20 protein-coding genes are annotated in these 22,622 nt (G+C 63.0%); 3 read left to right on the top strand and 17 right to left on the bottom strand.

Annotated features, from left to right (window positions below; genetic code table 11):
- Window positions 1-72: 72 nt before the first annotated feature.
- A complete protein-coding gene (locus tag AC2FM3_RS05995; protein WP_496679909.1) occupies window positions 73-825 on the bottom strand; it encodes a cytochrome c biogenesis CcdA family protein in 753 nt (250 codons plus the stop codon).
- A gap of 105 nt (window positions 826-930) precedes the next feature.
- On the opposite strand from AC2FM3_RS05995, the gene AC2FM3_RS05990 reads away from it, so the two are divergent.
- Window positions 931-1,164 (top strand): sulfurtransferase TusA family protein, encoded by a 234-nt coding sequence (locus tag AC2FM3_RS05990; protein ID WP_496679907.1) that lies wholly within the window; start codon window positions 931-933, stop codon window positions 1,162-1,164.
- A 44-nt stretch (window positions 1,165-1,208) separates the two neighbouring features.
- Here the strand turns inward: AC2FM3_RS05990 and AC2FM3_RS05985 are convergent, their stop codons facing one another.
- The 6 genes from AC2FM3_RS05985 to purC all read right to left on the bottom strand — a co-directional run bounded on the left by AC2FM3_RS05985 (window position 1,209) and on the right by purC (window position 9,401).
- Window positions 1,209-3,965 (bottom strand): Rne/Rng family ribonuclease, encoded by a 2,757-nt coding sequence (locus AC2FM3_RS05985; RefSeq protein WP_496679906.1) that lies wholly within the window; start codon window positions 3,963-3,965, stop codon window positions 1,209-1,211.
- Window positions 3,966-4,466: 501 nt separating this feature from the next.
- Window positions 4,467-5,801, bottom strand: a complete 1,335-nt coding sequence (locus AC2FM3_RS05980) for a sigma-54-dependent transcriptional regulator (protein ID WP_093961984.1) — start codon at window positions 5,799-5,801, stop codon at window positions 4,467-4,469.
- A gap of 13 nt (window positions 5,802-5,814) precedes the next feature.
- Window positions 5,815-7,587: a sensor histidine kinase gene (locus AC2FM3_RS05975; protein WP_496679904.1), complete on the bottom strand. Its 1,773-nt coding sequence runs from the start codon at window positions 7,585-7,587 to the stop codon at window positions 5,815-5,817.
- A 36-nt stretch (window positions 7,588-7,623) separates the two neighbouring features.
- Window positions 7,624-8,292, bottom strand: a complete 669-nt coding sequence (gene purQ, locus AC2FM3_RS05970; RefSeq protein ID WP_496679901.1) for a phosphoribosylformylglycinamidine synthase subunit PurQ — start codon at window positions 8,290-8,292, stop codon at window positions 7,624-7,626.
- Between the two features lie 33 nt (window positions 8,293-8,325).
- Window positions 8,326-8,556, bottom strand: a complete 231-nt coding sequence (purS, locus tag AC2FM3_RS05965; protein WP_149775174.1) for a phosphoribosylformylglycinamidine synthase subunit PurS — start codon at window positions 8,554-8,556, stop codon at window positions 8,326-8,328.
- Window positions 8,557-8,645: 89 nt separating this feature from the next.
- Window positions 8,646-9,401 (bottom strand): phosphoribosylaminoimidazolesuccinocarboxamide synthase, encoded by a 756-nt coding sequence (gene purC, locus AC2FM3_RS05960; protein WP_496679897.1) that lies wholly within the window; start codon window positions 9,399-9,401, stop codon window positions 8,646-8,648.
- Between the two features lie 188 nt (window positions 9,402-9,589).
- Between purC and AC2FM3_RS05955 the strand changes: the two genes are divergently transcribed.
- Both AC2FM3_RS05955 and bmt read left to right on the top strand, forming a co-directional pair.
- Window positions 9,590-9,907, top strand: a complete 318-nt coding sequence (locus tag AC2FM3_RS05955; RefSeq protein ID WP_496679965.1) for a DUF1476 domain-containing protein — start codon at window positions 9,590-9,592, stop codon at window positions 9,905-9,907.
- A gap of 118 nt (window positions 9,908-10,025) precedes the next feature.
- Window positions 10,026-11,039: a betaine--homocysteine S-methyltransferase gene (gene bmt, locus AC2FM3_RS05950; RefSeq protein ID WP_496679895.1), complete on the top strand. Its 1,014-nt coding sequence runs from the start codon at window positions 10,026-10,028 to the stop codon at window positions 11,037-11,039.
- Window positions 11,040-11,042: 3 nt separating this feature from the next.
- Here bmt and AC2FM3_RS05945 read toward each other — a convergent pair whose 3' ends face one another.
- From AC2FM3_RS05945 to AC2FM3_RS05900, 10 genes are all read right to left on the bottom strand, one after another.
- Window positions 11,043-11,819, bottom strand: a complete 777-nt coding sequence (locus AC2FM3_RS05945; protein ID WP_496679892.1) for an enoyl-CoA hydratase-related protein — start codon at window positions 11,817-11,819, stop codon at window positions 11,043-11,045.
- Between the two features lie 72 nt (window positions 11,820-11,891).
- Complete coding sequence (locus AC2FM3_RS05940; protein WP_496679890.1) at window positions 11,892-12,347, bottom strand: cytochrome c-type biogenesis protein; 456 nt, start codon at window positions 12,345-12,347, stop codon at window positions 11,892-11,894.
- The gene (locus AC2FM3_RS05935) at window positions 12,344-14,308 is read right to left on the bottom strand and encodes a heme lyase CcmF/NrfE family subunit (RefSeq protein WP_496679887.1); all 1,965 of its coding nucleotides are present in this window, start codon (window positions 14,306-14,308) and stop codon (window positions 12,344-12,346) included. The genes AC2FM3_RS05940 and AC2FM3_RS05935 overlap by 4 nt, the downstream gene beginning before the upstream one ends.
- A 74-nt stretch (window positions 14,309-14,382) precedes the next feature.
- Window positions 14,383-14,958, bottom strand: coding sequence for a holin family protein (locus tag AC2FM3_RS05930; protein ID WP_496679884.1), 576 nt, complete (start codon window positions 14,956-14,958; stop codon window positions 14,383-14,385).
- Complete coding sequence (locus AC2FM3_RS05925) at window positions 14,949-15,560, bottom strand: holin-associated N-acetylmuramidase (RefSeq protein ID WP_496679882.1); 612 nt, start codon at window positions 15,558-15,560, stop codon at window positions 14,949-14,951. Before AC2FM3_RS05925 ends, AC2FM3_RS05930 begins: the two co-directional genes overlap by 10 nt.
- Window positions 15,561-15,690: 130 nt before the next feature.
- Entirely contained in the window at window positions 15,691-16,137 is a 447-nt protein-coding gene (gene ccmE / locus AC2FM3_RS05920; protein ID WP_496679880.1) for a cytochrome c maturation protein CcmE, read from the bottom strand.
- 7 nt (window positions 16,138-16,144) lie between these two features.
- Window positions 16,145-17,173: an N-acetyl-gamma-glutamyl-phosphate reductase gene (gene argC / locus AC2FM3_RS05915; protein ID WP_496679879.1), complete on the bottom strand. Its 1,029-nt coding sequence runs from the start codon at window positions 17,171-17,173 to the stop codon at window positions 16,145-16,147.
- Window positions 17,174-17,268: 95 nt separating this feature from the next.
- Window positions 17,269-18,078, bottom strand: coding sequence for a glutamate racemase (locus tag AC2FM3_RS05910; RefSeq protein ID WP_496679877.1), 810 nt, complete (start codon window positions 18,076-18,078; stop codon window positions 17,269-17,271).
- Window positions 18,079-18,086: 8 nt separating this feature from the next.
- Window positions 18,087-18,965, bottom strand: a complete 879-nt coding sequence (locus AC2FM3_RS05905) for a lysophospholipid acyltransferase family protein (protein ID WP_496679875.1) — start codon at window positions 18,963-18,965, stop codon at window positions 18,087-18,089.
- Between the two features lie 76 nt (window positions 18,966-19,041).
- Window positions 19,042-22,461: an indolepyruvate ferredoxin oxidoreductase family protein gene (locus AC2FM3_RS05900; RefSeq protein WP_496679872.1), complete on the bottom strand. Its 3,420-nt coding sequence runs from the start codon at window positions 22,459-22,461 to the stop codon at window positions 19,042-19,044.
- Window positions 22,462-22,622: the final 161 nt, after the last annotated feature.

Here is a 22,622-nt window from a genome sequence, read left to right as displayed (position 1 = left end):
GCCCTTGTTGCGGGCAGGTTAGCGCAGCGATGTGGCCAAGGTAAGGCCCGATCATCGCGGCCGGGCGCCGCGTCAGCCCAGAGTGGCCAGCGCCGGGAATGTTTCCAGCAGCCACCAGCTGAACTGGCTGAACAGGCCCGTCACCAGCATGATGCCGACCACCAGCAACAGGCCACCCATGACCTTTTCGATCGTGCCCATATGCGGCTTCAGCTTGTTCATCACCGACATCGACCGGTTCAGGAACATCGCCGCCAGCAGGAACGGAATGCCCAGGCCTGCGGCATAGACCCCCAACAGCAACGTGCCCCGCGCCACCGAGGCCTCGGACGCGGCCAGCGACAGGATCGCGCCCAGCTGGGGACCGATGCACGGGGTCCAGCCGAATGCGAAGGCCAGCCCAAGGATGTAAGCCCCGAATACCGATCCGCCAGCGTCCCCGGTCTCGACCCGCGCCTCACGGTCCAGGATCGGAATGCGGAACACGTTCAGGAAATGCAGGCCGAAAACGATCACCACCAGACCCGAGGCCTTAGCGAACAGCTCCTGGTTCTGCAGCACGAAGGCGCCAAAGGCCGAGGCCGTGAAGCCTAGCAGCAGGAACACCGTCGACAGCCCCAGCACGAAGAACAGCGCAGACAGGGTCGCCTTGCGCCGGGCCTGCGCCTGATCCTGCATCTCGTGGATGGTCACGCCGCTCATATAGGCCAGATAGGGCGGCACGATCGGCAACACGCAGGGCGACAGAAAGCTGATCAACCCGCCGACCAGCGCGATGAACATGGCGGGCAGCAGCCCCGCGTCGATGATATCGATTCCGAACATGACACTGCAGATAGGGTATCCGAACGGCCGCGTCACGGGGCCATTCGGTCACATCCTCGTGGCTGCATGCTGGACAGAGCGCTTCGCGGCAAATATCTGAGGCACATGACTCATGAAGCCGAAACCCTTGACGCGCTGGGCCTTTTGTGTCCCCTGCCCGTTCTGAAAGCCCGCAAAAGGCTGAAATCCATGCCGGCGGGGTCTATTCTGCGCCTGCTGGCCGATGATCCGGCCGCCGTCGTCGATGTTCCGCATTTCTGCGCGGAATCCGGTCACGAACTTGTTGGGCGACAGGACATGCCCGATCACCAAGTCTATCTGATCCGAAAAAACGCGTGATGCCCTAAGAAAAAAATGGCGGGCCGATTGGCCCGCCTTTTCGTTCAGCTTCCCAGCGACCACCACCCGCGTTTTTTGGGCTTGGCCGGGGCGGGCGCGGGTTGTTCCGTAGCCACTTCAAGGACCGCGCCGCTGTGCGCCTCCTCTGCGGGCTCAGCGGGTGTTTCGGTCGCGTCAACGCCTTGGTCCGCAGGTGATGCATCCGCTTCGGCGGGCGACAGGGCGACGGTTTCGACAGCCTCAACCTGGCTTTCCTCCGAAACGACCGGCTCACTCGGTGCCTCCGCTACTGCGGTATCGGTCTCGTGCTGAACCTCAGCAGTCGGCGTCTCGTTTGACGCCCCCTCATCGGTTACAGCCGGTTCGGACAGAGCCTCCTGCGCCGCCGGAGCATTCTCTCCGGCTTCACTCTCATTGGTCGGCTCAGTGGCTGCCACCTCGGCCTCGGCGGTCTTCTTCCGCCGCGGTGCCCGGCGCCGTTTCGGCTTGGCGGATTTTTCCTCCTCGGCCTTCTCCACCTCGGCTGCTTGTTCCGTCTCGGCAGTCTCGTCCCCTGCACCGTCCTCAGAGGCGGTAACGGCGTCCTCCGACTCTTCCGCCGCAGAATCTTCCGTCACGGTGCCGGATTTGTTCTCGGCCTGGGCGCCCTCGGGCTGCTCGGCATTTCCGCCGTTCTTCTTGCGACGCCGACGACGACGCTTGCGCTTGGGCTTTGCCTCCTCCTCGGACGTCTCCTGAGCGTCGGCATCGTCCACGGCCTCCTCCTCGGAGTCGACCAGATCCATCAACGACGCCGAGGCCGAAACCACCGGCGCCGAGACCTCGGGCACCGCCCGGGTCGCGGTTTTGAACTTCTCCATCGAGAAATCGGGGCTGACCAGATGAACGTCGCCCTCGACCCGGACCGACAAGCCATAGCGGGACTCAATCTGGGCGATGTGCTCGCGTTTCTGGTTCATCAGATAGTTGGCGATGCTGACCGGGCAGCGCACCAGAACCTCGCGCGAGCGGCGGCGGGTGCCTTCTTCCTCGATCTGGCGCAGGATGGCCAGCGCCATGTTGTCGTCCGAGCGGATCAGCCCGGTGCCGTGGCACGACGGGCAAGGCTGCGTGGTTGCCTCGAGCATGCCGGGGCGCAGGCGCTGTCGGCTCATCTCAAGCAGACCAAAGCCCGAAATCCGCCCCACCTGGATCCGCGCACGGTCCGTCTTCAACTTGTCCTTCAGGCGTTTCTCGACGGCCAGGTTGTTCTTGCGCTCGTCCATGTCGATGAAATCGATGACGATCAGACCGGCCAGATCGCGAAGGCGCAGCTGGCGTGCCACTTCCTCGGCGGCCTCGAGGTTGGTCTTGAGCGCGGTTTCCTCGATCGAGCCTTCCTTGGTGGCCCGGCCCGAGTTCACGTCGATGGCCACCAGCGCCTCGGTCACGCCAATCACGATATAGCCGCCCGACTTCAACTGTACCGTCGGGTTGAACATCGAACTCAGGTAGCTTTCCACCTGATAACGCGCGAACAGCGGCAGCTGGTCCTCGTACCGTTTCACGTTCTTGGCGTGCGACGGCATGATCATCTTCATGAAGTCCTTGGCGATGCGGTACCCGGCCTCGCCTTCGACCAGAACCTCGTCGATCTCCCGGTTGTACAGATCCCGGATCGACCGCTTTATCAGGTCCCCTTCCTCGTAGATCTTCGCCGGCGCGATCGACTTGAGTGTCAGCTCGCGGATTTGCTCCCACAACCGCTGCAGGTACTCATAGTCGCGCTTGATCTCGGATTTGGTGCGTTTGGCACCCGCGGTCCGGATGATCAGGCCCGCGCCGCTGGGCACGTCGATCTCCGACGCGATCTCCTTCAGCTTCTTGCGATCCGCGGCGTTGGTGATCTTGCGGCTGATGCCGCCGCCACGCGCGGTGTTGGGCATCAGCACGCAGTAGCGGCCCGCCAGCGATAGATATGTCGTGAGCGCCGCGCCCTTGTTGCCGCGCTCTTCCTTGACGACCTGCACCAGCAGGATCTGGCGCACCTTGATGACTTCCTGGATCTTGTAGCGACGCGGACGCGGCTTGCGCGGCGGCCGTATATCCTCGCTGTCATCGTCATCGGCCACCGACTCGATCGACTCGTCCTTGGCGGCTGCGTCAGGCTTGGCGGGCGCTTCGTCATCTGCGCCGTTCTCACCATCGTCAGCTTCCACCTGACTCGCAGGCGCGTCGGTCTCGGCTTCTGTGTCACCAACCGCGACGGGTTCATCCACCGCCGGTTCATCCGGCTCCTCAACGGGCGTCTCTGCCACCGTCTCCATCGGCGAGGTGCCCTCGGGCACAGGCAGGTCCGCAATGCTCCCATCCACGTCGAGGTCGATGGTTTCCATGCCGGTCGGCTCGCTGGAAACCTCGAGGGTTTCCACCGGGTCATCCGACTTGGCCGACGCCGCCTTGGACCGCGACCGCGAACGGCGCTTCTTCGGACCGCTTTCATCCGCCTCGTCACGCGCCTTCAGCGCCTCGACATAGGCCCGTTCCTCTTCCATCAGCGCTTCGCGGTCGGCGACCGGGATCTGGTAGTAATCCGGGTGGATCTCGGAAAACGCCAAGAATCCGTGGCGGTTTCCACCATAATCCACGAAGGCCGCCTGCAGCGAAGGCTCGACGCGCGTGACTTTTGCTAGATAGATATTGCCGGCAAGCTGGCGTTTGTTCTCGGACTCAAAATCAAATTCCTCGACCTTGTTTCCGTCCACCACCACGACGCGGGTCTCTTCCGCGTGGGTGGCATCGATAAGCATTTTCTTTGCCATGTGTCCTTGATGCACCGCACCAAACGCGCTGTCCTGACCTGTCCAGGCGGACAGGCGCATCTGGGGTGGTGTCTTGTCTGGGCGATTTCGGACGGCGCGCGGCAGGGATCGGCAACTCGCCACCCTGCTCGTACACTCAATCGTTGCGCGCGCGTCATCGCGGTTCTTCTCCGACAGGCGCGACCATGCCGCTGCCTGCCCATTATTCCTTTTGCCCGATGAAAGGGCTCAGGTGCTCTACTGCCCATTGCTGGGCACAATCTGCATGCTTCACCCGGAGAGATGGGTCACCATCCGCGGCCAAGCAGCGAAACTCAATGATCCGGGACACGTCAGCCCCAATTCGGGCCGGGTCCGTCCTGACACATTAAAAGCAGTCCTGTGGAAAACACAATGGGCAAACTGCACGGCCCATGTTCAATTGTCGCCTGATCTTCATCTGGCCGCAAATATCCCGGGGGAGAATTGGCCAGAAAGGCCAAGAGGGGGCTGGCCCCTCCCTCACAAATAATCTGCCCGTTGCAGCCCGTATTTGGCCATCTTCTCGTTCAGCGTCCGGCGCGGCAGGCACAATTCCTCCATCACCGAGGCGATCGACCCCTTGTGCCGCCGCATGGTGTTGTCGATCAGCATCCGTTCGAACGCCTCAACGTATTCCTTCAGCGGCTTGCCCTCGGTGGTCATTACCGGCTGCATCTCTTCATGATCGGACATCAGCAGCGACGCGATGGTGCCCGAACCGCGCCGCGACTGCAGAACCGCGCGTTCGGCGATGTTGATCAACTGGCGCACGTTGCCCGGCCATGGGGCCTGCAACAGCTGCGCGGCCTCCTGGGCGCTGACTTGCGGCGCCTCACAACCGTATTCTTCGGCAAACTGCTCGCTTAGCCGGGTGAACAGGGTCAGGATATCCTCGCCCCGCTGCCGCAGCGGCGGCATGGTGATCCGCAGCGCCGCCAGACGATAGAACAGATCGGGCCGCAGCACGTCCTCGCTGGTCTTGCCCGCTTCCTGCAGGTTCGAGATCGCAACGATCCGGGTTTCGGCCGGTGTTCCCTGCTCGTTCATCACGCTCAGCAACCGCGCCTGCAGCGTGTCGCTCAGCGCCTCTATATCCTCCAGCACCAGAGTGCCGCCCCGGGCTTCCTCGATGGCGGGCAGTTGCGTGTCCTCGGGCATCATGGGTCCGAACAGCCGCTTGGCCAGCGCCTCTTCCTCGAGCGCGGCACAGGAGACCAGAACGAATTTCTTGCCCGCCCGGCTTCCCACTGCATGCAGCGCGTGCGCCACGAGGGTCTTGCCGGTGCCGGTTTCGCCGTCGATCAGCACATGCCCGTCGGCCTGGCCCAGGTCCAGAATATCCTCGCGCAGGCGCTCCATCACCGGGCTGGCGCCGATCAGCTTGTTCATGATCTGGGTGCCGCCCGACAGCTCGCGCCGCAGCGCCCGGTTGTCCAGCGTCAGCCGTCGCGCGTTACTGGCGCGTTTGGCCAGTTCCGACATCCGATCGGGGTTGAACGGCTTTTCCAGAAAGTCGAACGCCCCCACCCGCATCGCCTCGACGGCCATCGGCACATCCCCGTGCCCGGTAATCATGATCACCGGCAAGGTGCTGTCGGCGCCCATCAGCTTTTTCAACAGCTGAATGCCATCCATGCCCGGCATCTTGATGTCCGAGATCACGATCCCCGGATAATCCGGCCCCAGAACCTTCAACGCATCTTCGGCGCTGGCGAAGGTCTCGGTGTCGTACCCGGACAGCGCCAACCACTGGCTGATCGACTGGCGCATGTCCTGTTCGTCATCCACGATGGCAATCTTCATGGCCTGTGCCATAGCTAGATCCTCGTCATTCTGCGGCCTCCAGGCCGTCTTGCCCCAAGATGGGCAGTTGCATCTCGAACACCGCGCCGCCGTTCTGGCCGTTGCGCGCGGTCAGCCGTCCGCCATGGTCGTTCACGATACCCGACGAGATGGCAAGCCCCAAGCCGACCCCGTCACCGGCGCGTTTCGTGGTGTAGAAGGGTTCGAACAGGTTCTCGATATTCTCGATCCCATGGCCGTTGTCGCGTACCGCCAGAACGGCGGTTTCGCCCGCGGCCAGTATGATCTCCACCTCGGGCTCCACCACTGTTTTGGTGGCGTCCAGCGCATTGCGCAAGAGGTTCACCATGACCTGCTCCAGCCGCATCCGATCGCCCATCACGATCACCGGCTCTTCAGGCAGGATCTGGCTGATCTTGACGTGGCGCTGACGCAGTTGCGGCTCCATCATCGACAGCGACGAAGCCAGCGCCTCGCCAAGATTCACGGGCGAAAACGCATCCGCCCCTTTGCGAGCGTAAGACTTGAGCTGCCGCGTGATCGCGCCCATCCGCTCGATCAGACCGTCGATGCGGCCAAAGCTGGCCAACGCCTCTTCTGGGCGGTTGCGGCGCAGCAGCAGCCGTGCGCCCGCCAAATAGGTCTTCATCGCCGCCAGCGGCTGGTTCAGCTCGTGACTCACCGCCGCCGACATCTCTCCCAAAGCGGCCAGCTTCGAGCTTTGCGCCAGCGTCTGTTCCGCCACTTCCAGCGTCTTTTCAACCCGTTCCCGCTCGGCGATTTCGCGCTGCAGGCGGGCATTCAATGCGCGAAGCTCCGCCGACTCGCGCTGGAACAGCGCCATGCGAAAAGTCGCCCTGCGGCTAAGCGCATAGAAGGCCAGCGCCAGCAGAATCGCAAAGCCCATGATCTCGAGCGCCAGAACGCTGTTCACTTTTTCGCGGATCGAGGAATAGGTCGTGAACGAGGTCATCTTCCAGCCGCGGAACGGAATCCGCGTCTCCATTCGCATGACCGCTTCGCCCTGCAGGTAGGCGTCGGGCGGCAGTGCCGTCCAGTCGGCGGTGGCCCGTATGGCGCGCTCGATGGCCCCCTGCGGGTGCTGCCGCAACAGCGCCTCCTGCTCGTTCAACCCACGCCACTGAGGTTCGGTCGACAAGATGATCGTGCCAGTGCTGTCGGTCACCATCACGGCATCCGAAATCCCGGCCCAGGCGCTTTCGAATTTCTGCAGGTCCACCTCGACGACGATCACGCCCAGAATCTCGGCGCCGGCTTCAAGCCGCCGCGAATAAACGAAGTGATAGCCCCCGGCCTCACGCGGGATGACCGAGAAAATCGTTGAATTGGACCGGATCGCCTCCACAAAATAGGCCGCGCTGCGGTGCCCTTCGCCCAACCGGTTGCGGTCGGTCGCGGCGACCGCCCGGCCGTCGCGGTCCAACAGCATCAGCGACGCCGCGCCGATTTCCTCGACGAAGGACAGCAGGCGTTGCGTCGACAACGAGAAATCGCCCGACTGCAAGGCCGAGATCAACGTCGGATCCCGCGCCAGCAACTGCGGCACGATGGCGTTGCGGCGCAGCTCGCTCAGCAGGTTGCCGGAATACAGCGTCAGCCGCAGTTCAGCCCGATTGCGGGTGGATTCGGTGAACCGGTCGGTCAGCAGGCTGTTGGTGACCCACACGGTCGCGGCCGCGGCCAGCAACAGGCCGAATACCGCCAGCCGCAACCGCCACCCCAGCGGGGCGACGCTGCCGAAGATCGATTTCCAGCCTTTTTGCGCGTCGGATGTCATGAGCCGAGGCTACGCGCCGATGCACCTGACCTCAAGTCACGCAGGCGTCAGCACCCCCGACAATGCGCGGAAGAGCGCCACCCCGTCGGTGCCGCCATGCGCAGGATCCGCCGCCCTTTCGGGATGGGGCATCATACCCAGCACGCGCCGGTTGTGCGACAGGATGCCGGCAATATCACCACGCGAGCCGTTCGGATTGTCGACATAGGTAAACGCGATTCGGTCTTCGTCTCGGAGGCGGCTGACGGTGTCGTCATCGGCAAAATAGTTGCCGTCGTGATGCGCGATCGGAATGCGGATCACGTCGCCGGCGTCATAGCCCTGAGTAAAGGCGCTGTCGGCGGTCTCGACCTTCAATTCCACCGTGCGGCAGATGTATTTCAACCCGGCATTTCGCAGCAGCGCGCCTGGCAGAATGCCGGTCTCGGTCAGAATCTGGAACCCGTTGCAGATGCCGACGGCATAGCCGCCGCGTTCGGTATGTTCGACCACGGCCTTGCAGATCGGCGATTGCGCGGCGATCGCGCCGCAGCGCAGGTAGTCGCCATAGGAAAAACCGCCCGGAACGCCCACGATGTCCACGCCCTGCGGCAGTTGGGCATCCTTGTGCCAGACCATGTCGACCTGAAACCCGACCTGTTCGAAGGCAACGGCAAGATCCCGGTCACAGTTGGACCCGGGAAACACGACAACGGCAGCGCGCATGGCAAACCCTCCTTGGGGAAACGGCTGGAAAACTCAGACCAGTTCGATCTCGTAACGTTCGATGACCGTGTTGGCCAACAGCTTTTCGCACATCTCGGCCACGTCGGCCTCGGTTGCGCCCTCGGCCAGTTCAAGGTCGATCACCTTGCCCTGACGCACGCCTTCGACCTTGTCGAACCCCAGGGCGCCCAGGGCATGGCGCACGGCCTCGCCCTGCGGGTCCAGAACCCCGTTTTTCAGCATAACGTGCACTCGTGCCTTCATCTCAGGTCGTCCTCTGGTTCACTTGCGAAACCGTGTGGCCTCGCCATTTCCAAATCCTTGTTGCCGCTGCCCCTGGTTGGGCCCCGGCGTCAGTTGATCAGCGTGGGTTTTGTCACGTTGCTTTTGGGCAGAACTCCCAGCCGCCGCGCAACTTCTGAATAGGCGTCGGTCAGGCTGCCCAGATCGCGGCGGAACACGTCCTTGTCCAGCTTTTGCCCTGTCTCGATGTCCCACAGGCGGCAGCTGTCGGGGCTGATCTCATCCGCGACGATCAGGCGCTGGAAGTCACCCTCGTAGACACGACCGATCTCGATCTTGAAGTCGACCAGTCGGATACCCACCGCCAGCATCACGCCGCTCATGAAGTCGTTCACCCGCAGCGCCAAGCTGAGGATGTCGTCCATGTCCTGCTGGCTGGCCCAGCCAAAGGCGGCGATGTGTTCCTCGGTCACCAGCGGATCACCCAGCGAATCGTCCTTGTAGCAATACTCGACGATCGGACGCGGCAGCTGCGTGCCCTCGGCAATACCCAGCCTTTTCGACAACGACCCGGCGGCATAGTTGCGGACGATCACCTCCAGCGGGATGATCTCGCAGCTGCGCACCAGTTGTTCGCGCATGTTCAGGCGGCGGATAAAGTGGGTCGGCACGCCGATCTGGTTCAGGCCGGACATGAAGAATTCGCTCAGGCGGTTGTTCAGGACCCCTTTGCCGTCGATCACGTCCTTCTTTTCGGCGTTGAACGCGGTGGCATCATCCTTGAAATACTGCACGATCGTGCCCGGTTCGGGGCCTTCATACAGGATTTTGGCCTTGCCTTCGTAAATCTTCTTGCGACGCGCCATGTGCGACCTTTCCAGCGTGGGGCGAGGGAATGAGTCCCTGCGCTCTGGCGCTCTCATAGTGCAAGCCCCCCTTTCCCGCAAGTTCATGCATCCGAGAGGCTTTGATGCAGCGCAAATACCTTGCACCCGACCGCGCGTATGGTCATATCATCATCAAACGCAACACTACCCGAAGAGGCCCGACACCGATGACCACGTTCGACGACCGCGAAAACGCCTTTGAAGCAAAATTCGCCCATGACGAAGAAATGCAGTTCAAGGCGCAAGCCCGTTGCAACAAGTTGCTGGGCCTGTGGGCTGCTGAAAAACTGGGCAAAAGTGGCGATGAGGCCGCCGAGTACGCAAAATCCGTGGTAATCGCCGATTTCGAAGAAGCCGGCCACGAAGACGTGGTGCGCAAAGTCGCCGCCGATCTGGGCGATCTGTCCAGCCCCGAGGAAATCCGCGCCAAGATGGCGGAACTGCTGCCAGTGGCCAAAGCTCAGGTGATGAGCGAAGCCAACTGAGGCACGCCGCCCACCTCATGATCTTCATGAGTATTATGAATTTGATTTGACGTCCCGGTCATGCGACACGGGGCGTCTAAATTTTTGGCCCTCGGGGCCACAACTCCGGACATCTCCAATGACCAATGCGCTGACCAGACTGCTGGAAACGAAGGACGCCATTCTTGCTGACGGCGCCACCGGAACGAACCTGTTCAACATGGGGCTGCAATCGGGTGACGCGCCCGAGCTGTGGAACACCGACCAGCCCGACAAGATCCGCGCCCTGTATCAGGGGTCGGTGGATGCAGGCAGTGACCTGTTCCTGACCAATACATTCGGCGGAACCGCTGCACGTCTGAAATTGCATGATGCGCATACCCGCGTGGCCGAGCTGAACCGCATCGGCGCCGAACTGGCGCGCGAGGTGGCGGATTCCGCCGGGCGTCCGGTCGTGGTTGCAGGATCGGTCGGCCCGACCGGCGAAATCCTGGAACCAGTGGGCAGCCTGACCCATGCCGAGGCGGTTGAGATGTTCCATGAACAGGCCGAGGCGTTGAAAGCCGGCGGCGTCGACGTGCTGTGGCTGGAGACCATCAGCGCCCCCGAGGAATTCCGCGCCGCGGCCGAGGCCTTTGCCCTGGCCGACATGCCTTGGTGTGGCACCATGAGCTTTGACACCGCCGGGCGCACCATGATGGGCGTCACCTCGGCCGATCTGGCGCAGCTGGTCGAAACCTTGCCCAACCCGCCGATCGCCTTTGGCGCAAACTGCGGAACCGGCGCTTCAGACATTCTACGCACAGTTTTGGGTTTTGTTGCTCAGGGAACCGAACGCCCCCTGATCTCCAAGGGCAATGCGGGCATTCCGAAATATGTCGATGGCCACATCCACTATGACGGCACGCCCGAGCTGATGGGCCGTTACGCCGCCATGGCGCGCGACGCCGGGGCTACCATAATTGGCGGCTGCTGCGGGACCATGCCCGAACACCTGCGCGAAATGCGCAAGGCGCTGGACACCACGCCAGGCGGCGCGCGTCCGACACTGGACCAGATCACCGATGCGCTGGGACCGTTCTCGTCCGCCAGTGACGGAACCGGCGACGAGGCTACGCCCGAACGGCGCACACGCCGGCGCCGCCGGGCCTGAAGGTCAGCGTCCCTCGAACCGGGGGACGCGTTTTTCCAAAAAAGCCACCACGCCTTCGGCAAAGTCCCGTGTGCGCCCGCATTCGCCCTGCAGATGGGCCTCGACCTGCAGCTGCTGTTCCAGCGAATTTTCCCACGTGCCGCGGATCGCCTTCTTGATCGCGCCGAAACCTGCGGTCGGACCCTTGGCCAGATACTCGGCGCGCTTGCGCCAATGGGCCTCGAATGCGTCATCTGCCACGGCTTCGTAGATCAGGCCCCAGTCATCGGCCTGACGGGCGCTGATCTTGTCAGCGAACAGTGCCGCCCCCATCGCTTTGGCCATCCCCATCTGGCGCGGCATGAACCAGGTACCGCCGGCATCGGGCAACAGACCGATCTTGGCGAATGCCTGCAGAAAATAAGCGCTTTCGGTCGCGATCGTCACATCGGCACACAGCGCCAGGTTGGCCCCGGCCCCGGCAGCCGGACCGTTGACGGCGGCGATCGTCGGGACCGGGCAATCCCAGATTGCCTTCAGCATCGGCTCGTATTCGTCCCGCAGCGTGCCTTCCAGGTCGATCTTGCCGGTGCTCGAGGCATCGCCCAGATCCTGGCCGGAACAAAAGGCCTGCCCCGCCCCGGTCACGACCACGGCCCGCGCGTCATGGGCTGCCTGTTTCATCGCGTGGGTGATCTCGGCCCGCATCTGGGTTGTCAGCGCGTTCATCTTGTCGGGCCGGTTCAGCGTCAGCACCGCCAGACCGTCCGTGATGTTCAAAAGCACCGTTTCGTATTCCATGAAGTCCTCACCTGGCACAGATTTTCCCGAACCCTGACGCAATTGCCCGGCAAGGGAAAGTCAAACCACGCGTCAGTCTTCCAGAATACGGCGCAGCCGCTCCTGCTCTTCCTCGCTCAGAGCGTCGGTTTCGGCCGTTGCGGCGCTGCGGGCGCGGCCGCGCAGGAAACTCCAGCCCATGATTGCCGCGATCAGCAACATGATCGGCCCGGCCAGCCACAGCAGCAGGTTCACACCCGTGGTCTTGGGCTTGAGCAGAACATATTCGCCATAGCGGTCCACGATGAAGTCAACCGCCTCTTCGTCCGTATCGCCGGCCACCAACCGTTCCCGAACCAGCAGGCGCAGGTCGCGCGCCAGTTCGGCGTTGCTTTCGTCGATGCTTTCGTTGCGGCAGACCAGACATCGCAGCCCGGCGCTGATCTCACGCGCGCGCTGTTCCAGAACCGGATCGTCCAGCACTTCGTCCGGCTGCACCGCCAGCACGGGCGTGGCCAGCAACATCAGAACAAGGATCAGGCGTTTCATTCCGCTGCAACTCCTGCGGGCATGTTTTTGCGCGCCCCCGCCGCCACGCGGAACCGGCGGTCGGACAGGCTGAGCAGCCCACCCAAGGCCATCAGGATGCAGCCCCCCCAGATCCAATTTGCCAGAGGCTTGATATACGTCCGAATGACCCAGCCGCCGTCATCCTGCTGGTCGCCGATCACAACATAGACGTCACGCAGAAAGCGGTAGTCGATCGCCGCTTCAGTGGTGGGCATCGCCGCCACCGGATAAGTGCGTTTTTCGGGGTTCAGGGTTGCGACGGTTCGGCCATCTTTTTCCACGAGGACATCCGCCATGGTCGAGAAATAGTTCGGGCCCTCGACCTCGCGCACCCCCTGCAGGGTGAAGGCAAACCCTCCGACCTCGAATGTCTCGCCCACACGGGCGACGCGGATGTCTTCGACCTCCCAAGCGGTCAGGCCGGCGATGGCGAACATCGTGATGCCCAGCCCGGTGTGGGCCACAGCCTTGCCCCAATCTGCCCCCGGTAGACGCATCAGGCGCGCCACGCTGCCCTTGCGGCCCGTTCGGCTCCACAGGTCGACGATGGCGCCAAAGGTGATCCAGGCGCCCAGGAACAACCCCACAGGCCCCAGCGCGCTGCGCCCCGTCTGTACCACCCAGACGAGGATGGCCAGCGACACAGCCAGAACGAAGGCATAGCGCAACTGCCACGCAACCCGGCCCAGCTTGCCCCGCTTCCACGGCAGCATAGCGCCCAGGGGCAGCACGATCCCCAATACCACCATGAACGGCGTGAACGCGGCGTCAAAGAACGGCGGCCCCACCGACAGTTTCCGGTCGAACATCATCTCGGCCAGCATCGGCCACATGGTGCCAACGAACACGACAAAGCTGCTGACGGCCAGCAGGATGTTGTTCAGCACCAGCGCGCTTTCGCGGCTGACCATGCCGAACACCCCTTTGGCCTCCATCGCCTGCGCCCGCGCGGCGAACAAGGTCAGCGCGCCGCCGACGAAGACCACAAGGATCAAGAGGATGAACACCCCGCGCTCGGGGTCATTGGCGAAGGCATGGACCGACGTTAGAAGGCCCGAGCGCACGATGAAGGTTCCGATAAGCGAGAAACCAAAGGCGATGATGGCCAGCAGGATGGTCCAGCTTTTCAGCGCCTCGCGCTTTTCGACCACGATAGCCGAATGCAGCAGCGCGGCGGCCAGCAGCCAAGGCATGAACGAGGCATTCTCGACCGGGTCCCAGAACCAGAAACCGCCCCAACCCAACTCGTAATAGGCCCACCAGGACCCCAGCGCGATGCCAATGGTCAGGAAGATCCACGCCGCCAGCGTCCACGGCCGCACCCAACGGCCCCACGCGGCGTCGATGCGCCCCTCGATCAGGGCCGCGACCGCAAAGCTGAACGCCATGCTTAGCCCCACATAGCCCAAGTACAGGAATGGCGGATGGAAGGCCAGCCCCGGATCCTGCAGCAGCGGGTTCAGGTCGCGCCCGTCAAACGGGGCCACGGGCAGCCGGTCGAACGGGTTCGAAGTGAACAGGATGAAGGCATAGAATGCCACGCCGATGGCCCCCTGCACCGCCAACACCCGCGCCTTCAGCGTAGGCGGCAGGCCGCCGCCAAAAAAGGCCGCCATGGCGCCAAAGATCGCAACGATCAGCACCCACAACAGCATCGAGCCCTCATGGTTGCCCCAAGTGCCGCTGAGTTTGTACAGCATCGGTTTGGCCGAATGGCTGTTCTCGACCACGATCCGCAATGAAAAGTCCGACGTCGCGAAGGCCCAGACCAACGCGCCGAAGGCGAACCCGGCCAGCAGAAATTGCGACACCGCGGCCGGTTCGGCGAAAAACATCCACGAAGGCCACCGCTTTGCCGCGCCGATCAACGGCACGACACTTTGCGCAATGGCCACCAGAAAGGCGAGGATAAGGGCGAAATGTCCAAGCTCGGTAATCATGCGCCCGGTATACCCTCGCCCCGTGCCGAGCGCCAATCACTTTCGCCGCCCTTACTCGCACATAGTGTCGCGCCTCAGGCCCGCAGACGCCGCCAGTCGTCCAGCGCCGGGTTGGGGTCCGGGGCGGTCAGTTGGGCCGTCAGTTCCGCATCCGTGCCCGGGTCGGCTGCGCCGGGGCTGTCCGCCCGCATCTGGCGCAGCGTCTGCAGGTTGGCCATCACCTGCGGCGCGCGCATCATCGTGACCGAGATGTCGCGTTGCAGATCCTGCACCTTGGCCTGATGCCGCGCCCCGAAATAGAAGGACACGATCACGCCCAGTAGCCACCACAGCGGCTCGGGCACCAGCGCGATGCCCTGCATCCGCGCCGCAAACCACAACGGATCGACCATCGCCGCAACGAACAGCCCCAGCGTGCCCAAGGCCAGCGCCGGGCGTGGAAGCCGGTTCAGCCCGTCCATGAACCGGTCGAATCCGCCTTTGCTCGGCACCGCAAATTCGGCGCCGAACTGGCTCATGGCCTGCCCGCGCATCTCGACGTCGCGCACGGCGCCGGCCTCGGCATTTTCTCGGAAAACTTCGGCTGTTTCGCGCACCACGTTGCGTCCGCCCCCGAACAGCAGATCGAAAATTCCCACAATCAACCCCATATTGCGACCCTTTCGTGAAACTCCGATTCACTCAGATGGTAGGACGGAGACAGAAACGCCTCGGCCCGACGGATCCATCCGCCCTTGCCGCCGGTCCGGCTACGCACATATTTGCGCGAGGCCGGTCGCCGGTCGGCCAGCCGGAAATAATAGTTCCGCCGCGCCACCCCGTAGGCATCGCGCAGCGCCATCGGATCGGGTACGGCGGCCTGCGCGCAAGCCGCGGCGGTCTGTAGCCCCATCACCCCGTCAACGATCACCGCGAACCCCATCTGCACCAGCAGGCGCTGCAGAATGCGTACGGACTGGGCCCCAGCGTTGACATACATGTCGAACAGCGACGGCTGCAGCGCCTCGGGGGCAAGCCCAAGCCGGGGTTTCCGGAAAAAATGCGCGATGAATATCTCGACCGCCTGTTCCCGGCTCAGCGCCATCACGTCGCGCCGGTCAACCACGCCATCATCCGTCAGGTCGACCCCAAGGCGGCGCATCGTGTGGATGGTGACGCCGTATTTCGTGGCCCCGCCCGGGTCATCCGGGTCATCGACGAACCCACCTTCGCGGGCCACGATCTCCCACGCGATCTGCCGAACCGTCTGCATGCTGCACCTCTGTGTTCTCGTGCAGCCAAAACTCGGCCAAAAGATTTAATGGCTCGAAACGACAGCGGGCGTTGCCCGGCCCTACCGCGCAACGCCCGCCTCGATCAACCACCGTGCGGCAGTGCCAGGATCAGCTCTCGCCGGCCTCCTTGTATACACCCTGCTCTTTCAGGGCGTCCATGACCTCTTTGGGCATGTAAGTCTCGTCGTGTTTCGCGAGGATTTCGGTAGCCTGGAAAACGCCGTCGACATAGCTGCCGGTGCCGACCATGCCCTGGCCCTCGGAAAACAGGTCAGGCAGCACTCCGGTGAACGACACCGGAACGCTTTCACCGCCATCGGTCACGACAAAGCGCACCGTCTCGCCCTGCCCGCGCACGATTGACCCTTCTTCGACCAGCCCGCCGATGCGGAACACCTCGTTCGGCGCCGGCGGTTCGGCGATCACCTGGCTGGGCGAGCGGAAATAGTTGATCCCGTCTCGCATTGCATAACCGATCAGGCCCGTCGCCAGGGCCAAGGCGACGAAAGCCAACAGAATGATCTGTACACGACGACGTTTCTTCAGCGTCTTCATCTCGCCCTCATGGGAACAGTGGGGCCATCATCAGCCCCGTCGTTTCAGGTTCACCTAACATCAGGTTTGCGTTCTGCAAGGCCTGCCCACTGCTACCTTTTGTCAGGTTATCCAGCGCCGCGATCACGATGGCACGGCGTTCGATCCTGTCAGCAACGACGCCTATGTGACAGAAGTTCGACCCGCGCACATGGTGGGTCGAAGGCGTCTCACCAAAAGGCAGCATGTGGATGAAGGGCTCGTCCGCATAAGTCGCACACAGCGTTTCATATACGCTCTGCGGGTCGCCCTTTACATACGAGGTCGCCAGAATGCCCCGGTTCGCGGGGATCAGGTGCGGCGTAAACTGGATGTGAACCGCACGGCCGGCCAGCTTCGAGAACTCCTGATCGAACTCGCCCAGATGCCTGTGGGTCCCGCCGACGGCATAGGCGTTGGTGCCTTCGCTCAGCTCGGCGTGCAGAATGTTCTCTTTCAACGCCCGCCCTGCCCCTGAGACAGCGCATTTCAGATCAAGAATGATGTCATCCAAATCGATCACCCCGGCCGAGATCAGCGGCCGCAGCACATATTGCCCCGTCGCCGCGTTGCACCCGGTGCCTGCAACCAGCCGGGCGGTGCGGATCTCGTCGCGGTAGAACTCTGTCAGGCCGTAGACAGCCTCGGCCTGCTGTTCCAACGCGACATGCGGGTTGCCATACCATTTCTCGTATTCCGCCGGATCGCTCAGCCGGAAATCCGCCGACAAATCAACGACTTTCAGGTCAGAGGGCAACTCGCGGATCACTTCCTGGCTGGTCTTGTGCGGCAGCGCGCAAAAGCACAGGTCGATCTGGCCAAAGTCTATTTCCGAGATCTTGCACAGGCGCGGCAGGTCCAGATGGCGCAGATGCGGAAACACCTCGGCCATGGTCTGCCCGGCCTTGCGCTCGGCCGCCAGAGCGGTGATTTCCATGTTCGGGTGTTCGGCGATCAGCCGCACCAGTTCGGCACCGGTATAGCCCGAAGCGCCCAAGATTGCGATTTTGTGGGTCATGTCAGACCTCGTTCCTTAATGTGTCACGACTGGCAACCATCGCATGGACGGTTCCCCCGAATAAATCCGCGCGCCGCCCCGGTCCTTGACCGAAGTCAGGCGGCCTGAAAGGTGATTTGTCGTCGCAGAAACTGCGTTGCCCGGTCGCTGACCTTCTTGGGATCGCCCGTGGTCAGGAACCCGGCCTCACCGGTGCCCAGCATGCCGGGGTGCCGCTTCAGATAGTCGGCAAGGCTTTCGGCAACCAGGTCACCCTGGCTGAACACCTGCACGTCCGGCCCCAAGGCCGCCTGAAAGGCCTCGGCCATCAGCGGGTAGTGCGTGCAGCCCAGAATCGCAGCCTGCGGATGGGGCATCTTTCGCTTCAGCGCGTCCACATGGCTCCGCACCAGGGCCTCGGCCAGGATCATGTCGCCTTCTTCGATGGCATCGACCACGCCACCACAGGCCTGCGCCTCGACATCCACGCCGATGGCGCGGAACGCAAGTTCACGCTGGAACGCACGGCTGGCCACGGTCGCCGGCGTGGCGAACAGGGCCACGTGCTTGACCGCCACTTCGCGCGGGGGGCTGTTGTCGCCCCACTGGCGCTCGGTCAGTGCTTCGATCAGCGGGACGAACACACCCAGAACACGCTTGCCCTTGGGCACGCCCTCTTCCTGCATCCGCCGCAGCGCCGCGGCGCTTGCCGTATTGCAGGCCAGTATCACCAGATCGCAGCCGCGCGACCACAGGTCCTGCACCGCGTTTCGGGTCAGGTTGTAGATATCCTCGGCGTCGCGCACGCCATAAGGCGCGTGCGCGCTGTCTGCGTAATATAGGAAATCCACCTCCGGCAGACGTGTCTGCGCGGCGTTCAGGACGGTCAGCCCGCCCAATCCGGAATCAAAGATGCCTACTGCCATTTGCCCCTTCAGGCGCGATGCCGTTCATCGAATTCATAGCCATAGTCATACGACTTCAGCGGCTTCGGAGACAGCTCATACGTGGCTTTGCGCAAGAAATCCATCATCTTGCGCGTATCGCCGGCCAATGGGTCTAGTACGTCGCGGCCGATGGGCTGCCCCACGACCACATCAACCGGGGTATCGACTCGCTTTTTGAACTCTTTGATCAGCAACCCCATGCGCAACGTGACATGCAAATGGCTGGCGATCTGGAACAGGCGCGAAGTGTGGCCATCAAAGAACAAAGGCACCACGTTGGCGTTCGACTTGGCCACCATCCGCGCGGTGAAACCGCGCCAGCCCGGGTCCATCGGGTGCGCGAACGGCCGGGCTGCCGTGCTGACCGTACCGCCGGGAAAAATCCCGATTGCGCCACCCTGTCCCAGATAATCCAAGGCGGTTTTGCGAGTCTGCAGGTTCAGCCGCATCGCCTCTTTGCTCTGATCGAAGGATATCGGCAGGATAATGCGGTTCAGGTCCTCGGCCTTGTGGAACACATGATTGGCCAGAATCCGGAAATCTCCACGGGTCTGGGACAGCACATGCCCCATCATCAATCCATCCAGGATCCCGTAAGGATGGTTGGCGATCAGGATCAGCGGGCCGTCCTTGGGGATGTTGGACAGCGCCCCGCCCACCACATTCAGGCTCAGCCCGTAGCGTTCGACCATGACCGACCAGAAATCGCGGCCATTGGCGACCTCTCGCTCGTAACCATCCGCGCGCCGGATCAGGCGCAGCCGACCGGTCGTGTTCTCCATCAGTTTGATGACCATGCGCCCACCCCGCGTTTCAGCAGAATGGGCGTAGGAAATATCCCGAGCGACTTGGCGACGTGATTTCATCACGGGTCTCCGGTGTGGCCGTCACGGGACGGCGCGGACACTGATCCTACCGCGCCTCCGTGACACCGATGTGACGTTACTCGGCCGCGGCCCGCGTCTCGGTCCCTCCCTGCCGGATCACGGCTAGAAGTTCCTCACGCCGCTTGGCGGCCTTGGCTTCGTTGGCGGCCAATACCGGACCGAAACCGCGGATGTCCAGCGGCAACCGCGCCAGCGCGACAATCGCATCGCGGGTGTTGTCATCCAGCTTGGGCAGGACCTCTTTCATGTCCTTCTCGTACTGACGGATCAAGGCCCGCTCCATCCGGCGCTCGGCGGTATAACCGAAGATGTCCAGCGGCGTGCCACGCAGCCCCTTAAGCTTGGCCAGAAACTTCATCGGCCCCAGCAGCCATTCGCCGAATTGCCGTTTGCGAGGACGCCCGTCCGACCCTTTGCCACCCAGAATCGGCGGCGCCAGGTGGAAGGTCATCTTGAAATCGCCGTCAAATTCGGCGGCGGCCTTGTCGCGGCTGTCCAGCAGCAGGCGGGCCACTTCATATTCGTCCTTGTAAGACAATAGCTTGTGATAGCCACGCGCGACGGCATCCCGGACCTTCGGGTCTTCGATCGACTCGACCAGCTTGAGATAGCGCCTGGACAACCGTTTGCCCTGATAGGTCACAAGATGATCGGAGCGGAAGGCGATGGCCTGCTCGGGCGTCTTGGGCAACTCGGTCACCGTGGGGGCCACGATGCGCGCCACTTCCTCGGGGTGAAGAACCGCCCATCGGCCGACCTCGAAGGCGCGCTTGTTGCGCTCGACCGCGGCGCCGTTCAGCTCGATCGCGGTCATGATCGCCTCATGGCTGACCGGCAGCAGACCGCGCTGCCACGCCGCCCCGAACACCATCATGTTGGAATAGATCGAGTCGCCCATCACCGCGCGTGCCAGCTCGGTCGCGTCGAACAGGGCCAGCCCGTCCTTCAGCCGCGCCTCGAGCGCCAGTTCCAGCCGGTCGACCGGAATGTGGAACTCGGTGTTGCGGGTGAAATCGCCAGTGATGATCTCGTGGCTGTTGACCACCGCGCCGGTCTGACCAGTGCGCGTCAGCCCCAGCGTCTTGGCCCCGGCCGACACCACGAGGTCGCCGCCGATCAGCGCATGCGCCTCGCCGGTGGCCACGCGAATGGCGCTGATGTCCTCGGGCTTGTTGGCCAGGCGACAGTGGATATGCACCGCGCCCCCCTTCTGCGCCAACCCGGCCATTTCCATCATGCCCGCGCCTTTGCCGTCGATCTGCGCGGCCTGCGCCAGAACCGCCCCGATGGTCACGACTCCGGTGCCGCCGACGCCCGTGATGACCACGTTATGCGTGCCCTCGATCTGCGGCAGAACCGGCTGCGGCAGATGGGGGATGTCGATCTCGGTGGTGGCTTCCTTGCGTATCTTGGCACCTTCCAGCGTGACGAAGGACGGACAGAACCCGTTGAGGCACGAGAAATCCTTGTTGCAGCTGGACTGGTCGATCGCCCGCTTGCGTCCCAGCTCGGTTTCCTTAGGCACGATCGAGACACAGTTCGACTGCACCCCGCAATCGCCGCAGCCTTCGCAGATGTCCGAGTTGATGAAGACACGCTTGTTCGGGTCCGGGAAGGTGCCGCGCTTGCGGCGGCGGCGTTTCTCGGCGGCGCAGGTCTGGACGTAGACGATGACCGACACGCCTTCGATCTCGCGGAACTTGTTCTGAACCGCCATCAGCTCGGCCCGTTCGTGGATTTCCACGTCGCCGGGCAGCGCCTTGAAGTTCACGTCTTCCTTCTCGTCATAGACGACGGCCACATACTGGACGCCCATGGCCTTGACCTCGCGCACAATGCGCTCGGCGGTCAAATGGCCCTCGTTCTCCTGCCCGCCGGTCATGGCGACCGCATCGTTGAACAGGATCTTGAAGGTGATGTTGGTTCCGGCCGCCAGCGCCGCCCGGATCGCCTGAACGCCCGAATGGTTGTAAGTGCCATCGCCCAGGTTCTGGAACACGTGTTTCGTAGTCGAGAACGGCGCCTCACCGATCCAGTTGGCGCCTTCGCCGCCCATCTGGGTAAAGCCGGTGGTCTCTCGATCCATCCACTGCACCATGTAGTGACAGCCGATCCCGGCGTAGGCCCGGCTACCTTCGGGCACCTTGGTCGAGCTATTGTGCGGACAGCCCGAGCAGAAATAGGGCAGCCGCGTCGCGATCTCCTGCGCGTTGTCGTTGCGGCGGGCCTCATGCAGGCTGGCCAGCCCTGCGCGGATCCCGTCGGTTTCGCGACCTTCCTCGATTAGGATCTCGCCCAGCTTCTCGGCGATCATGATCGGATCAAGCGCCCCACGTGTCGGGAACAGCTCTTCGCGGTGCAGCGTGCCTGCCCCGCCCTTGTACCAGCCGTACACACGACGTCCGCGACGGTCATCAAAGATCGCCTCTTTGACCTGCACCTCGATCAGTTTGCGCTTTTCTTCGACGATGATGATCAGGTCCAGGCCCTCGGCCCAGTCATGGAACCCCTTCATGTCCAGCGGGAAGGTCTGGCCGATCTTGTAGGTGGTGATACCCAGCCGTTCGGCCTCGGCCTCGTCGATGTTCAGCAGCGACATGGCGTGCACCAGGTCCAGCCAGTTCTTGCCCGCCGCGGCAATGCCGATCTTGGCCCCGGGCTTGCCCCAGACCCGCCGGTCCATCCGGTTGGCGTGCGAGAACACTTCGGCCGCGAACCGCTTGTAGTCGATGATCCGCGCCTCCTGCAGGTGCGGCGTGTCGCCCAGACGGATGTTCAGCCCGCCCTCGGGCATGTCGAATTCCGGCGTCACCAGCTGCATCCTGTCGGGCCGGCCATCCACGACCGAGGTCACCTCGATCGTATCCTTCATCGTCTTGAGCCCGACCCAGACCCCGGCAAACCGGCTGAGCGCAAAGCCGTAGATTCCATAGTCGAGGATTTCCTGCACCCCGGCCGGGCTGACCACGGGCATGTACATGTCGACCATCGACCATTCAGATTGGTGCAGCACGGTCGAGCTTTCGCCGGTGTGGTCGTCACCCATCGCCATCAGAACGCCGCCGTGCTTGGCGGTTCCGGCCATGTTGGCGTGACGCATGACGTCGCCCGACCGGTCCACACCCGGCCCCTTGCCGTACCATAGGCCGAACACGCCGTCATACTTTCCATCGCCGCGCAGACCCGCCTGCTGGCTGCCCCACAGCGCCGTCGCGGCCAGGTCCTCGTTCAGGCCGTACTGGAACACCACGTCGTTTTCGGCCAGCTGCTTCTGCGCACGAGACATCTGCAGGTCGACCGCCCCCAAAGGCGAACCCCGGTAACCAGTGACCAGACCGGCAGTATTGAGGCCCGCCGCCCGGTCGCGTTCCTTCTGCATCAGCATCAGGCGCACCAGCGCCTGCGTGCCGTTCAGCAGAACCGGGCTTTTGGTCAGATCGAAACGGTCGTTGAGCGAAATCTTTGGCTGACTCATCAGACGCCTCCCCACGTCGGAACAGTGTGCTGCATTTGCCATCATTTTAGGTCACAATTTCTGACCTGTATAGGAAAATCCCCCTGCAGCTTAACGATTTCCGCCTTTGAATGTGGAACTTGCTACCTCTTTCATATAGGTCTGCGAAATCATAACGAAAG

Source organism: Ruegeria sp. BHSB172, assembly GCF_059613165.1.
Note: the sequence above shows the minus strand (reverse complement) of the source record. Positions and strands in the feature narration are given on the sequence as shown.